We start from the raw sequence: 14,786 nt of genomic DNA, 5'->3' as shown, positions 1-14,786 counted from the left end.
TTTATATTTAAGGTTGTCTTACGGCAGGAACATAGATCGGTCGCAGGATCGGCTGTGAGATAGTCTGACCGTTGTCGTTTCTGCCCCAGCATTTCATGCCCGAGCTAGTAACACCACAGAAGTGTTGCTGCCTCATAGAGATTGCGGTGTAACTTACACCGGCATCTATTACAGTCGGAGTTGAAATTGAGAGTGCATGATTGTCTAGGCCAATACTTCCAAAGTCATTGGGTCCCCAGCATTTCAAAACACCACCTGTGGTGACTGCGCAGGTTGCATAAGAGCCACTTGTCACGAGCGAATAGCTGACGCCACTATCTATCACCGTAGGTATAAGTTTTTGATTGGTCGTACCATCTCCTAAGTTATTGTAGGTATTTTGGCCCCAACATTTTAAAACATCGGCAGTTGTGATTGCGCATGTATGGCTGGCGCCGCCGCTAACGGCTTTATAAGTAGTGCCGCCATCAATAACGACGGGTGTAGGGCTGTCGGTCGTCGAGTTGTTGCCCAATTGACCTGTGCCATTTCTGCCCCAGCATTTTAATACGCCTGTGGTGGTGATCCCGCAGCTGTGGTTCCAGCCAACAGAAATGTGCGAATAAGAAGTTCCAGAGTCGATAATCACAGGAGAAGTTTTATCAACCGTCGTGGTGTCTCCAACTTGGCCATAGAGATTGTATCCCCAGCACTTTACAACGCCACCTGTGGTGAGCCCACATGTATGATATTGTCCTGTGTTGATTTCGGAGTATGTCACACCACTATCTATAGTTACCGGAGAATTTCTTTGGGTGGTTGTTCCATCTCCAAGACGACCATTTCCGTTATGTCCCCAACATTTAAGAACGCCTGTCGAAGTGATGGCGCAGCTATGACTGACTCCGATTCCTACAGAAGAGTATATGGTTGTTGCCTCAACCGCGTTGGGGGTTTTGGTGCTTGTCGTTGAGCCTATCCCGAGTTGCCCTGAGGTATTTAGCCCCCAGCAACTGAGAAGGCCTGCGCTTGTAATAACACAGCTATGACTAGCCCCTGTGGAAATAGAGCTTAGTGTGCTGCGATCCACGATCATCGGTCGCATCTTGAGTGTGCCAGATATGTTTCCGAGCTGGCCATAGTCATTGCCTCCCCAGCAATTTAAAATGCCTCCGTTGGTTACACCACAACTATGAGTCTCTGCGATGCTAACAAGATTGTAAGAGGTGCCAGAGTGTATGACGACGGGGGACGAGCTTGAAGTGATAGTACCGTTGCCGAGTTGGCCTCTGTCGTTTTTCCCCCAACATTTCAAGATATTCCCGCTAGTGACCCCACAAGTGTGTGAGGTTCCGAGTTCAATCCGACTATAATTAGTGCCGCTATCAATAACTAAGGGAGTAGCCTGTGTGGCACCACTGCCATGACCTATTTGTCCATCTCCGCTAGAGCCCCAGCACTTCAATGCGCCTGCCGTCGTGATTCCACAAGAGTGATTGGCCCCGGTTTCAACAGAGGAATATGTAATACCGGTGTCAATCACCGTCGGAGACGCCCTTTGTGTCACGGTATTATCGCCGAGCTGGCTGCTTGCATTGTAGCCCCAACATTTCAAGACACCGGCGGTGGTTACGCCACAGGTGTGTAGTTCTCCTCCGGCAATTGCAGAGTAGGTTGTTCCGCTATTGATGATGACGGGGAGATCTTGGTTTGTAGTGTTTCCATTTCCGATAGCGGCGTTGGTGTTTTTTCCCCAACACTTCAAAACGCCGGCGGTTGTGATGGCACAAGTATGGTAATCGCCCAATGTTACTTTGGAATAGGATACGGCTCCATCGACAGTGGTCGGCAGAGAGCGTGGATTCAAGTCATTAACTCCCAGTTGCCCGTAGGTATTGTCGCCCCAGCATTTCAATTTTCCAGTGGTAGTGATTCCGCAGGCGTGGCTTTTGCCAATACGAACCATGCTGTAAAGACTGTTTCCAAGTAATACAGGTGTTGTACTGTCTGTCGTTGTGCCGTTAGCGAGTTGCCCAAAAGCATTGTCGCCCCAGCATTTGGTAGTTCCGCCCGTGGTCATAAGGGCGCACGTACTCTCGGCACCACCAGATGCGGATTGATAGCTGACACCGCTATCAATCACAGCGGGACTAGTCACATTGGGGGTGGTGGTTCCGTTGCCGAGTTTTCCCGAAGTAGCGGCTCCCCAACATTTTAAGACATTGCCTGTCGTGATGCCGCAACTGTGCGCATTGCCCAAGCCGACGTTAGAATAACTTGTTCCTGAGTCTGCAGTTGTTGGCGAAGATTTGTTGGCGGTAGTGGTATCGCCAACTTGACCTGAAGCGTTCTGCCCCCAGCACTTGAGGACTCCACCCGTCACGCCACAAGTATGATACATGCCCGCAGCGATAGCGGTGTATCCAGTACCAATCGTTACTGGAAGAAGTCTATCTGCTGCGGTTTGGGCATCACCCACCTGACCGTACTGAGTGTACCCCCAACATTTCAGAGTGCCTCCGGTCGTGATCGCACAAGAATGAGCGCCTCCTACAGTGACTGACGAATAGTTGACCCCCGAGTCGACAACAAGGGGGCTTGTTGACGAGGTGGTATTGTTTTGTCCCAAAGCTCCGTAATTGTTAGAGCCCCAACATTTTAAAACCCCTGCAGTGGTGATTCCACAGGTGTGAAGAATCCCTGAGGGGCCTCCGGAAACCCCCATGGCGATTTCCGAGTAGGCAGTACCAGAATCAATCACGATTGGAGTCGGTGCGGTTGTTGTGGTTCCATCGCCGAGTTGACCTTGTTGGTTACGACCCCAGCACTTTAAAACTCCTGCGGTCGTGATGCCGCAGGTGGAGTATTTTCCTGGGGAAACTTTGGAATAAGAAGTTCCAGAGTCGACCACCACCAACGAGAGTGAGTCGACAACGGTCCCGTTGCCAAGTTGGCCATAGTTATTCAAACCCCAGCATAACAAAGTGCCGGTGGACGTAATTCCGCAAGCGTGATTTTCTCCGGATCTCATGTAAGTGAAAACAGCATTTTGATCGATTTTCACTGCTGTATCGCGATTGATAGTGGTGCCGTCACCGATTTGAGCAAAATCATTAAGACCCCAACACTTCAAGTAATTAGCACTGTCGATGGCACATTGAGTGCCACCGCCGCTTGCAGTGTCTGATATCGTGCGATAGCCACCGGTCTCATCGTCGATAACAAAGTGAGTAGAGCTGAGCTCCGCACCTAGAGTGACGTTGTCTGTAGATTTCCCAGTACCTTTTAAATAAACGCCCAGAAAAGATTCTTGTTCTTGAGCTCCATTCTGAGGAAGGCTGTAGGTGATTTGCGCGGTGGTAGAGCCTTTGTTGATAGTCACACTGCCAGCACTGATGCCGCTAAAATTGACCGAGTCGGCGGCTGTGCCTAGTGTAGAGTAGTAAATAGTGATATCGCGACAGCTGGCTGTTGAGAGCGTCGCTGTGACGCTGACGGAACCATCGCCTTCATTGCTAGTAGCAGCGGCCGGAGAAAGTGTCAGTGTTGTTGCTGGTGGAGTGCACTGCTGGCCAGCAAGAAGTAAATTAAAATATGACTGCATAGGGTTCGCCATTGCGGAATTCACCGCAAGGCCAAAAACCAAAGCTAAAAGAGTGCTACGTACAGCCATTTAGAAACCTCTAAAAACTTAATTACTGAAATCCACCGGCCCAAGTAATGTAACAGTCCCAGCTGCTACCTACGTAAATCGTCGTGACACCATAGATGGTTCTCGTTCCATTGGTCGTGGCGGCGTTGGTAGGGCTGAAGTAGGCATTGTTGCAACCTGAAAATGTATAAGTTCTAGCGGTGGTGTCTGATACGATCACAGTGTAAACGCCACCGTTAACCATATTGGAAAGCGTGATCGTCGTGCCGCCGACAGATTGCAGTAGATGAATATTACTTAAAGAAAGATTTACCGCAGCACCGGAAGCAATCACGTTGGTCGGAGTGGCAACAGAACCACTGACCTCCAGTTTTGCTGAAGGATTCGAGGTGCCAACCCCGACATTGCCACCCTCTGTGATTCTGACGCGCTCGGTGGGTGAAGCTGAGTTGTTGGCCGTCGTATAGAAAGACATGAATGTTCCGCGATTTGCATCGGTGAAATTTTGTGCTGCTGAGAATTCCATATATGCAGTAGCCGAAGAACCAAAGCTGGTTGCTCCATAACCTCGGGAATAAACTCCACCTAATGTATCACTGGATTGAACCGCTGACGGAGAGCCTGCTGTGCCACGTGCACGGTAGAGCATGGCGGTACTTCCTTGAGCAGCCGTGTTGCTGTAGGTGTTTAAACGAATAGCATCGCCATCGGTTGAGGCGATATCCAATTTATAACCAGGAGTCGTCGTACCAATGCCTACTTCACCAGAAGGTTCAATGGTCATGGCTGTAGCACCATTGGCTTCGAAGCGGAAATCATAGTTATCGTTTGTTCCAATGATCATATGTGCGCCAAAACTATTTCCATCTTTAATGACACCATCGGACGGGGTCAAAACCGTCGCCCAAGAAAGAGTGCCAGAGCCGTTGGTGCTAAGAACTTGGCCACTTGTTCCTACAGTCGTTGGCAGTGTCAGAGTATAGCTTGTGAAAGAAGCTGGAGCGCGAACAGAAGCTTGGCTTCCACCATAAGTGGCATTCACATCAAAACCAGTTGAGCGAGTCACACCACTAACATCGAGTTTGGTCGCAGGAGCCGTGGCGCCAATACCTACAAAGTTATTGCTATGAATACGCATGGTTTCTGCGTAAGCGGTAGAACTTGTAGTTTGACCAAAGACGATCGATGGAGACCACGCACCTGCACCAGCCGTAGAAACAGTCCCGATATATGCATATTGATCATTCGAGCTCGTGTTGTAGGCGTTCATTTTAATGTAGGAAGCTGTCCCACTGGTATCTTGCCAGTTATTCACTGAAAGACTTACGCCACCTGCCGGGACTTTCAAAGATGCCGATGAAGTTGCATAGACTGTACTTTGAGTACTCGTCGCATCGACACCCTTGGTGTTAGCAACAGAGTTTGCATCAAGTTGCAAAATCTTATTTGCTACAGCCGCAGTCGTCTTATCTACAGTCACAACACCAGTTGGACTCATCGTCGCGTCACCGCTCATAAGTACTGTGTCAGCAACGTTAGATGCATTACCAAGGAAGAACCGACCAGCCCCTAAATAAAGTCCCAGAATATCGTTTCCATTCATGTTGATGTCACCAGACATCGTACCACCTGCCAGAGGCAGCTTCGCGTTGTCTGTCGAATTCGCCCATGAAAGAACTCCAGAACCATTTGTTTGCAGAACTTGGTTTGCTGAACCATCAGCCGTTGGTAATGTCCAAACAGTCGAGCCAGCTGCGGCGGCCGGCTGGAAACCAGTGTAGCCAGAAGTGGCGCCTGACATGCGGATGGCGCCTTTTACATCAAGAGCGGCTCCTGGGTTGTTCTTGCCAATGCCGACATTGCCGTTACCAGAAACAACGAGTTGATCCTGATGCCAGTTGCCCGTGCTTGATGATTTTGCTTGAAGAACTAAATTGTCTCCAAGATTGGTAGTATTCGTCTGAGTAGTAGAAATGGCGGCGCTACCAAAGCCTCCTGAGTTTACGAATAACATAGTGTTAAGGGCGCCACTAGTTGCGTTTGTATTTTTGATAGCGAAGGCAGGCGCGCCAGCTCCAATGATCGTGTCTGTGCTGGATAAATTTACTTCTAGTTTCGCACCCGCACTCGCAGCGCCAACTCCGACATTGCCAGAGCTGTCGATAAGGAGACCTTCATTGTTGCCATCTCCGCTCAGCCAGTTCGAGCCTAATTGAATATTTGTTGTCGCCGTGTGATTCCCTAAGTTATCAGCACCACTGCTCTGATTCACCCATGACAAGATGCCAGAGCCATTTGTTTGGAGGACCTGATTGGCAGTTCCATCATCACCAGGAAGAGTCAAAACGTAATCTGTAAAGGCACCTGAAGTTTGAATCGTCGCCTTACCAGTACCAGTTTGGATCTCAAGACCCTTCATAGTACCAACACCAGTACCGTTCAAAGCCAAGATCTTATTATTTTCAGCAGTTGTTGTTTTAACGACTGTCACAGAGCCTGTGTCACTGACGGCAGAGATATCACCAGCAAGAACGCGAGCCTCTGGGCCACCAGACGCGTTACCAACCCAAATGTTAGTAGCAGTCAATGATGGAAGAAGAGCCGACTGAGTAGCCCAAGTAAGGTTGCCCGAACCATCAGTTTGCAAGAACTCGTTGGCACCGCCATCGTTGTTTGGAAGTGTCAAAGTGTAAGTACCCGCAGTAGCTTGACCACGGATAGAGATCGAACCACTTGTAGAACCGTTAACATTAACACCTTTAGTAGTTGCTACTGAGTTAGCATCTAATTGCAAGATTTTGCTAGCTACTGCAGATTGAGTTTTATCAACAGTGATTGCGCCAGTATTAGAAATCGTAGCATCACCAGACATTGCGCGAGCTTGAGCTCCACCAGAAGCATTACCAACCCAGATGCTAGAATCAGCAAGAGCATTAGATTGTTTAGAGTTGAATGCAGACCAGTCAGCAGAAGTTAAAGCACCACGATTAGTTGCAGAAGCACTTGGTAAGCTGAATGTATGAGCTGAACCTGCAGAGTTTACTGCGAAGTCAGAACCAGCACCGTCAATCACGAAAGATTGAGTCACAGCTGACAAACCATTTAAGTTAGTAATACCAGCGCCAGAAACCCCAAGTGATTTTACAGTTGCACCGTCATAATACTTGATCACGCCAGCGTCATACCACATTTGACCGGCAACCGTGCCATCAGTGCTATTTGCAGAAAGACCGAAGTACTTACTAGCAGCCATGTTGATGTTGCCAACGTTATTCAAGTCTTGAGCGCCCATGTTGATCGCGCCAGACATAGTGCCGCCAGCAAGTGGAAGCTTAGAAGTATCGTTAACAGCTGCGGAAGTAACAGTAGTGAGGCGACCCTTGGCATCGTAAGTGATCACTGGAACGTAACCAGAAGTTCCAACTGGGCCACCTGCAGTAATCGTCGAAGCAAGAGTTAATGCACCAGTGTTGCTGATAGTAGCATCACCAGAGATAGAAACTTCGACCGCTTTACCGGAAGCATTACCAACCCAGATTTTTGAGTCAGCTAAGTTAGCTGTGTTGCTTACGCCCGAAAGAACTGAAGTCCAAGAAAGGATACCAGAACCATCAGTTTTAAGAACTTGGTCTGCGTTACCGTCATCAGTAGGTAAAGTCAGAACGTAGTTTGTGAAGGCACCTGAAGTTTGGATCGTCGCTTTACCAGTACCAGTTTGGATATCCAAGCCTTTGACGTTACCAACACCAGTACCATCGAGAGCTAAAAGTTTGTTAGCTTCACCAGTCGTTGTTTTAACAACAGTTAAGACACCTGTGTTGCTGATAGTAGCATCACCAGTCATTGCACGAGCTTGCGCGGCGCCAGAAGCATTACCAACCCAGATCAAAGAATCAGCCAAAGAGCTTGATTGCTTTGCCATCATAGAAACGTAATCAGCGTTACTGATAAGACCCGCAGTCACAGTGCCAGCGGCATTAGCCATTGGAATGTTCAACGTGTGAGTATCAGTTACAGAGTTGAATGAAGGTGCATTGCCTGAAGTGCCAATCGCAAATGTTTGAGTACCAGCAGTCAAACCATTCAGATTTGTGATGCCTCCGCCGGAAACCCCCAAAGACTTCACAGTTGAACCATCGAAGTATTTAATAGTACCAGCGTCATACCAAATTTGACCGGCAACGGTACCATCGGTTGTATTCGAAGAAAGACCAAAATATTTATTCGCAGCCATCGAAATGTTGCCAGTGTTAGTAATATCTTGACCGCCCATATTGAGTGCGCCAGACATAGTGCCACCAGCAAGTGGCAATTTTGACGAATCATTAACAGCCGCAGAAGTAACTGCAGTCAAACGACCTTTAGCATCGTAAGTGATTACTGGAACATAACCAGCAGTACCTACTGGGCCACCTGCAGTGATAGTAGAAGCAAGAGTCAACACACCTGTATTAGAGATTGTTGCATCACCAGTCATGCCACGAGCTTGAGCTGCACCAGAAGCATTACCTATCCAAATGCTGCCATCGGCAAGACCACTAGATTGTTTCGAGTTGAAAGTAACCCAGTCAGCGCTATCTAAGAAACCATCTGTAGTGCTATTTGCTTGAGCGATAGCAACGTTCGGAGCAGAAGCCGTACCACCAATAGTGATTGGAGCTGTGCCAGCAACGCTAGTGACTGAGCCAGAGCTCATAGACTGAAGAGTCCATGATGTACCGTTAGATACCAACACTTGGTTATTAGTTGCAGGACCTGCAGGCAGAGTTTGTCCTAAGAAAGTAGTGACTCTGTTATTACCAGAAACGATTGTTACATCGCCTGTTGTAGGCAAGTAAGCAGTCAACGGAGCTTTCACTAAGCGCCAGAATTCATCGTACTGAGTTTGTGAAAGAGCGTTGTTAGCATTTGTAGTTTGGTTAACAGCAGAGTCGACTTTTAAAAGAGAGCCAGTCCCATAGCCGTTCACCGCATAAGCCTGAAGGGCAGAGGGAACCGGAGAGATTTTCAACCATGGTAGATCTTGAGATGGGGTTGCCGCGCCCACTGTGAAACTCACGGCCAACATGCGGCCTGCAGTGGGATCTGTCGGTGCTGTCATAGTACCCGAACAGCCATTGGCAGTACCAAGCCCACTAAAGGATTTGCTGTTATTAAAAATATCCGAGAGGTTTTGAGGGCCAGTGGCGCCACCATGGAAACTCGACGTGAGCGCCCCTGGTGATCCGATCTCGAAAGAGAAGGTTCCTTTGGATACAGATAAATCAAGGTCTCGTTGTTCTGAGTAGAGAAGACATTTTCCATCGTAGTCATAGACGGCGAGAGTGAAAGTCACCTGACTTGCAGTGATTGGCTCATCATTGGAGTCAAAGATGCGTCCCGTGTAAGTCACTCCGGAGGCAGCGAAGGTTTGTTGGCAAAATAAAATGGGTAAAATTATTTTGACGAATTTCATGAAAATTCGTTGAAAGACAGTCGGCATTTGTAAGTACGTACTGTATTTATGCGACATATATGTAAAATATCGGTAAAAAACTTGGAAAGCTGTAATGTCGAAAACAGATATCGGTTTGTTGTCTATCCCTGAGTGAGTCAAAAATCAGTTAATGGCGTGTATAGAGTCACTCAGGTACAGAATCTGTCCGCATTTTATGTTGTTCCATTGAAAATAGTATGGAGGAACATGATAAGTCCAGCAGCGCATTGCTGGACGCAGGTTCTACGGGATTTGGTTTTTTTAAAAAATTAAACGACTAGCAGTTTCGTCGGTCGCATGGCGTGCTGTTTTAAATCAAATACATATTGAGTCTCAACCACGTCGTCTGAGAAGCGCACAACTTCCGTCTTCGGGAAGAGTGGTGCCATTCCTCCGAGGTATGGGAACCATGCCGATAGAAGACGGCGATAACGCATAAGACGCTTGATCTTTTGCGGGCTGCCTTTCAATTCTGGGTGTTGGGTCAAAGGCAATGTGGTTTTCAAAATGTACTTTTTGCCAACGAAGCGACTTTTGTATTCAAAGTTCGAATCAAAATAGTCAAAGTTTGTTGCCAGAGTTTTGTAAATATCAAAAAGGTTTTCAGACTCTTTGAAACTTTGCCCAAGTTTTGTTTCCTGAAGACTCAAGAAAATCACACTTGCCAAAGTATCCAACTCTTCTTGCTGAAAGCCGTGTTTAGAGAGTGCTTCTAAGAGGTCCGCAAAGTAAGTCAGATTGATGCGAACGTCTAAGTTATCATAGAGCATCGGTGAAACATTCAAGCTGTATAGAATTTGATCTGCGAAGTGTTGACCACGAGTAAGGACAATATAGCGAATAATATGGGCTGAAGTTCTAAGAAAGCTATTTTGGTTGTCCTCATAACGGTGTGGCAGAGAGAGATAGTCACCCATCATGCGTTTACGAGCAAGATCACGGTCGTAGTCGCCTGTATAAAGGTGGTTTTCGCCAATAGCTACGATTTCAGTCAAACGGCTAAAAGCATTAGGGTTCACAGTATGGTTTGCTTCCTTATTGCTCCACCAAGTAAGGCACTCTTCAGGAGTTAGTAAGATAACGTCCTGCAAACGGCGCAAAGGAAGTCCGATTTCGCGAATAACTTCGCGCAATCTTTTAGATTCGTCAGTAGTTTGGGGTGTTTTTTTAGTTTTCATAGTGGGTAGTTTGAAGCAAATGCTTTGGAAAGATCGTTAACAAATCGAATAGCAGCAATTCGACGGATCTCATTAAGGTCTTCTGGCTCTATCGCAATTAGAGACTGAATTTTCTCAAAGAGAGTGTCGTCGATTTTTTTGCCGCCGGATTCAATACGTTTATAAGATTGCGGAGTGAGGCCCACCTGAGATGCTACTTCTTGAAGAGAGAGACCCTGTTCATTGCGCTTTCTATTTAAGTAAAGGCCCATCAAGAACCTTACATGACGGTTTTGGTTTGGAAAAAACATATCAAGTCTCATATTTTTCTCCTCCTTGTTGCCGTGGCGCTAAAGTAGACCCTGAATGGTCTACTTTGATTTTCCTTGTTTAAAAAACTTTTCAGTGAGCTCAGCTTTGACTTCGATAATCGTAGTTTGCAAAACCACATCAAACATTTCGTTCATCGAAATATTATAGATTTGCGCGATTTTACGAAGTGTAGGAACCGGTGGGCGTGATAAACCACGTTCCCAGTTGCTAACGAATTGAGGGCTAGTATAGCCAAGCTTTTTAGCCACGGCGCCTTGAGAAAGACCCGCGAGCTTTCTTTTGTCTTTTAAGAACTTTGATAAATCCACTTTACATTCCGCCTTTACGATTTGGGGCCCTCAAACCATAGGGGTCCCTCATTTGGCTCATAATGCGACATCCATACCAGCTTTCGTTTGTCGATATTTTGGTTTTAAGGCCAAAATCCCTGTTTAGGACGTTTACAGGGTGCCGTAAATTTACGACGGATACGTCCACAATCAAGCTTTTGTTTACGTTTGTGGCCCCTACGGCCCCCTGTGGTATATATTTTCGTTGCCGCACTCCAACGAGCTGCTAGGTTATTTTGATGTACCAACTGCGCCCTTACCAACAAGAGGCTGTCCAAGCGACGCTCCGACATTTCAGGGAAGAGAAATCTCCAGCTATCGTCGTGCTTCCGACCGGAGCTGGGAAGAGTTTGGTCATTGCCGAACTCGCCCGAATAGCAAAGGGCCGTGTGCTTGTCATGGCGCACGTTCGGGAGTTGGTAGAGCAAAATCACAGCAAGTATATTTCCTTTGGCCTCGAGGCGGGCATTTATTCTGCGGGATTAAATCGGAAAGAGATGGATCAAAAAGTTATCTTCGGGAGCATCCAGTCTATTGCTCGGGCTCCTGAAGGATTTTTCGAGAACTTTTCATTGCTCGTTATCGACGAATGCCATCGTGTTTCAGTCGAAGGGGAAACTCAGTACCTGCAGGTGATTTCAAAGCTTCAGAAAATCAACCCAGGGCTTTGTGTCTTGGGGCTAACGGCAACTCCGTATCGTTTGGGGCTGGGGTGGCTCTACCAGTACAATACTCCTCAAAAGCTTCAGCAAACGACGGAAGAACGATTCTTTAAGAAATGCATCTATGAGCTTTCGATCAAGACCATGATCAAAGACAAATATCTGACACCACCGCTTAAGATCGATTCGCCGGTGGCATGTTATGATTTTTCAAGCTTGAAGCTAAATGGGACAAGCTTCGTGATGGCGCAGGTTGAGGCTTTACTCAAAGATCAAAAGCGCATTACGCCATTGATTATTAAAAACATCCTCGAGATGTCAAAGGACCGCCAGGGCGTGATGATTTTCACAAGCTCGGTGAATCATGCGATCGAAATCATGCAAAGTCTGCCGCCCTATGTATCGGCGTTGGTTGTTGGTGATACTGAGGACCGGGAGCGGGACGAGATCATCGAGGCCTTCAAACAAAAGAAGCTTAAATACCTGGTGAACGTATCGGTTTTGACGACGGGCTTTGATGCGCCCCATGTGGATGTGATTGCGATTTTGCGACCGACCGAGTCCGTGAGTCTGTATCAACAGATCGTAGGCCGTGGCTTACGTTTAAGCCCCGGTAAGAGCGATTGTTTGATCTTGGACTATACGGGGCAAGGGCATGATCTATTTTCTCCAGAAGTCGATGAGGACCGTCCTAATAGCAAATCCGTGGTCGTGCCGATTCCATGCCCGCAATGTGGGGTCGTGAACAACTTTTGGGGCCTGGTCGACGCCGAGGGCAATATTACCGAGCATTATGGACGTAAATGCAAAGGCGGCTTCGAAGATCCGCACACGCGTGAGATCGAAGAGTGTGGTTTCTTATTCCGTTTCAAAAGATGCGATAAATGCGGCGAGGAAAACGACATTGCAGCCCGTAGTTGTCGTAAGTGCGAGCATGTCCTTGTCGACGCTGATAAACGTTTGAAAGAGGCGATGGCTTTAAAAGACGCCCATGTGATGAGGGTCGATAGCATGGCCTTCAAAAAGAGCTACGACAAAAAGGGGAATGAGCGTTTAGAGGTGCATTACTACGATGCCGACGCTCAGCCTTTGAAAGAGTACTTCTACTTACGAAGCAGCGAAGACTGCCGCGTATTCTATTTTAATTTTGTACGTATGCACAGTCGATTGCCAGAGAAGAAAATTCACATTCACGGCATTGATGATGTGTTTGCGAATCAAACCTTGTTCCGCCAGCCGATGTTCGTCGTCGCCCGCAAGCAAAAACACTTTTGGGCGATCCGCGAGAAGATTTTCGAAGATTAGAAATGCCTATTACTTACAAGTGAGTTCGGTGATAGCCGAGGCTGCATAGGCGCAATAAAGAGTAAATGGCCTTCCGTAGCTGCCAACACCTTGTACAGGATACTTGCCTTGATACTCTTCGATAGAGTCCAAGGTGCCATTCACTCCATTGCCCGCAGATGCAAAGGCAGATTGCGCAGAAGAAACTTTTCCTTGCTTAAGACCAACGACTTTAGAAAAGCCGAGTTCTCTACATACAATTTCTGATGTTTGAGACGTTCTATTTGTGAAATCAACACAAGCGTCGTACCAGTAGCCTCCATCGCCTGTTGCGCGGGTGGCTTTGTAAACTTCCGCAGGAACAAGGCTCTCGCCGGCGAAAAGAACTCGTGGGTTGACGTAAGTTTCAGAGCCGTCGAAATTTTCAAACTTTTTATCAAATCTAATAGAGTTAGAAGCTTGTGCGAAAGAGGCAAAGGCCAAATTGATCACTACGAATGCGATTAGTTTCATCGTGTCTCCGATCGGTAATTTGTAAAATCAGAGCTAACGATGGCACCGGGGAAAATTCGAGTCAAGTGGTCCAATTTTAGAGGTTTTTGGACCACGCCGAGTGTCGAGATCTATAGAGGTCAAAAGCCGATCGTCGTTCAGTTCCCGATGCCTTTTTGCATAGTACACTTTAAAGAGGTACTTTTTGTGCCTACTACAAGTTCACCATGACCCGAAGGCTCATATTGAGGTTCGTATTGTCGGAAACTTACTTTGAGTTTGTAGCTATTGCTCAGCAGAAGCTCAAAGTTCTCCTCGTACCAAGAACAATCCCCACCACAATTGACTGACTCTTTTGGGGGAAGTGTTTTCTCTCCGCTATCGTAGGTGAGTGATACTTCTTCTGTCTGTGCAGTGTCTGTTCCTAAAAATAGAGTCGCATGCACAATGGCACCATTATAAAAGTTTGCCCCATAAAATGTAACTGCAGGAAAGGAGTCCCCGTTGGCCGAGTTGCAATAGACTAGCTTTTTATAGCCATCGCTACCACCATTGCCGCGGTCTTGACCGGCAGATGCAAAGCTCAATGAAACAAAGAGGCTCAATCCAAGTGTTAAAATAGGCTTCATAGTTTTCTCCGAGTTGATACTGGAACGAGTTGAATATTTAAATTGTAAACTTCCGTTTGCGCGCCGGACTCTAAAACGTCTGACATTCTTAAACGGAACTCTTTAATGATTTTCTTTGCGATGGCGATCTTTTTAAGGTCAATCGCCATAGTGATACTGGTAATATCCCGCAATTCAAAAGGTACTTCATTCAAGGCTAAGAGTGCTTGCTCAATGCTCTGGCGATGCGATACGCGCAAAGCCTGGGATTGAATGTCGCTGGAAGTGCTGACATTTTTATTGGTCTTTTTGAATTTGTTGTTGATGATTTCAATCAAGCCCAGTTTTTTAAGCTTTGCCAGAGCCTCTGTGGCCTCGATCGCCGAGATATTCAAGCGTTTTGCAATCCACTTGGGGTCGTGACGGAAATCTTTAGTGTCGGCCAGCGATAAAATAGCGAAGTGGTACCAATCAGCCAAAACACTGAAAACGTCGTCGGTTAAGAAGTGATAGTCATCACGATTGGAAAAACTGGCGCCTGGAACGGGATTTTCAATAAGCTCATCAAGACCCTTTAGCCCCAGACGTAGTGCGAGCTTATCTTTCATTTTTTTACTGACGGGTCTTTTGCCAGAAAGGATCTCGGAAAGTCTTCCTGCTGGAATTTCCAGATAGGCGGCAAAGGCACGCAACGAATAGTTTTTGTTGTCGCGCTTACGACGTAAAAATTCTGATTTTAGAAGTTCATTCATCATAGTCTTTCAGTCCCGGAGACGGGAATACCCCGATGCTGGTACTGAAAGCAAATGATTTT

Annotated in this window: 9 protein-coding genes; 1 reads left to right on the top strand and 8 read right to left on the bottom strand. The window is 47.0% G+C overall.

The genetic code is table 11. The features are described 5' to 3' along the window. Positions 1 to 7: 7 nt before the first annotated feature. The 5 genes from ACLWBB_RS13175 to ACLWBB_RS13155 all read right to left on the bottom strand — a co-directional run bounded on the left by ACLWBB_RS13175 (position 8) and on the right by ACLWBB_RS13155 (position 10,905). The gene (locus tag ACLWBB_RS13175; RefSeq protein WP_413287994.1) at positions 8 to 3,652 is read right to left on the bottom strand and encodes an RCC1 domain-containing protein; all 3,645 of its coding nucleotides are present in this window, start codon (positions 3,650 to 3,652) and stop codon (positions 8 to 10) included. A 22-nt stretch (positions 3,653 to 3,674) separates the two neighbouring features. Beyond that, on the bottom strand, positions 3,675 to 9,023 hold the full coding sequence (locus ACLWBB_RS13170; protein WP_413287993.1) for a beta strand repeat-containing protein: 5,349 nt from the start codon (positions 9,021 to 9,023) through the stop codon (positions 3,675 to 3,677). Between the two features lie 353 nt (positions 9,024 to 9,376). Next, positions 9,377 to 10,285: a hypothetical protein gene (locus ACLWBB_RS13165; protein ID WP_413287992.1), complete on the bottom strand. Its 909-nt coding sequence runs from the start codon at positions 10,283 to 10,285 to the stop codon at positions 9,377 to 9,379. Further along, the gene (locus ACLWBB_RS13160) at positions 10,282 to 10,587 is read right to left on the bottom strand and encodes a helix-turn-helix domain-containing protein (RefSeq protein WP_413287991.1); all 306 of its coding nucleotides are present in this window, start codon (positions 10,585 to 10,587) and stop codon (positions 10,282 to 10,284) included. Before ACLWBB_RS13160 ends, ACLWBB_RS13165 begins: the two co-directional genes overlap by 4 nt. Before the next feature lie 48 nt (positions 10,588 to 10,635). After that, positions 10,636 to 10,905, bottom strand: coding sequence for a helix-turn-helix domain-containing protein (locus ACLWBB_RS13155; protein WP_413287990.1), 270 nt, complete (start codon positions 10,903 to 10,905; stop codon positions 10,636 to 10,638). 260 nt (positions 10,906 to 11,165) lie between these two features. Here ACLWBB_RS13155 and ACLWBB_RS13150 point away from each other — a divergent pair, with 260 nt between their 5' ends. Further along, complete coding sequence (locus ACLWBB_RS13150) at positions 11,166 to 12,893, top strand: DEAD/DEAH box helicase (protein WP_413287989.1); 1,728 nt, start codon at positions 11,166 to 11,168, stop codon at positions 12,891 to 12,893. Positions 12,894 to 12,902: 9 nt separating this feature from the next. On the opposite strand, the gene ACLWBB_RS13145 is transcribed toward ACLWBB_RS13150, so the two are convergent. The 3 genes from ACLWBB_RS13145 to ACLWBB_RS13135 form a co-directional block, all read right to left on the bottom strand. Then, on the bottom strand, positions 12,903 to 13,385 hold the full coding sequence (locus ACLWBB_RS13145) for a hypothetical protein (RefSeq protein ID WP_413287988.1): 483 nt from the start codon (positions 13,383 to 13,385) through the stop codon (positions 12,903 to 12,905). 137 nt (positions 13,386 to 13,522) lie between these two features. Continuing rightward, positions 13,523 to 13,993: a hypothetical protein gene (locus ACLWBB_RS13140; protein WP_413287987.1), complete on the bottom strand. Its 471-nt coding sequence runs from the start codon at positions 13,991 to 13,993 to the stop codon at positions 13,523 to 13,525. Continuing rightward, positions 13,990 to 14,727, bottom strand: coding sequence for a TIGR02147 family protein (locus tag ACLWBB_RS13135; protein ID WP_413287986.1), 738 nt, complete (start codon positions 14,725 to 14,727; stop codon positions 13,990 to 13,992). Before ACLWBB_RS13135 ends, ACLWBB_RS13140 begins: the two co-directional genes overlap by 4 nt. Positions 14,728 to 14,786: the final 59 nt, after the last annotated feature.

The organism is Bdellovibrio sp. HCB337 (genome assembly GCF_047302465.1).
GTDB lineage: Bacteria > Bdellovibrionota > Bdellovibrionia > Bdellovibrionales > Bdellovibrionaceae > JACMRP01.
This window is presented reverse-complemented; position numbering and strand designations above follow the sequence as displayed.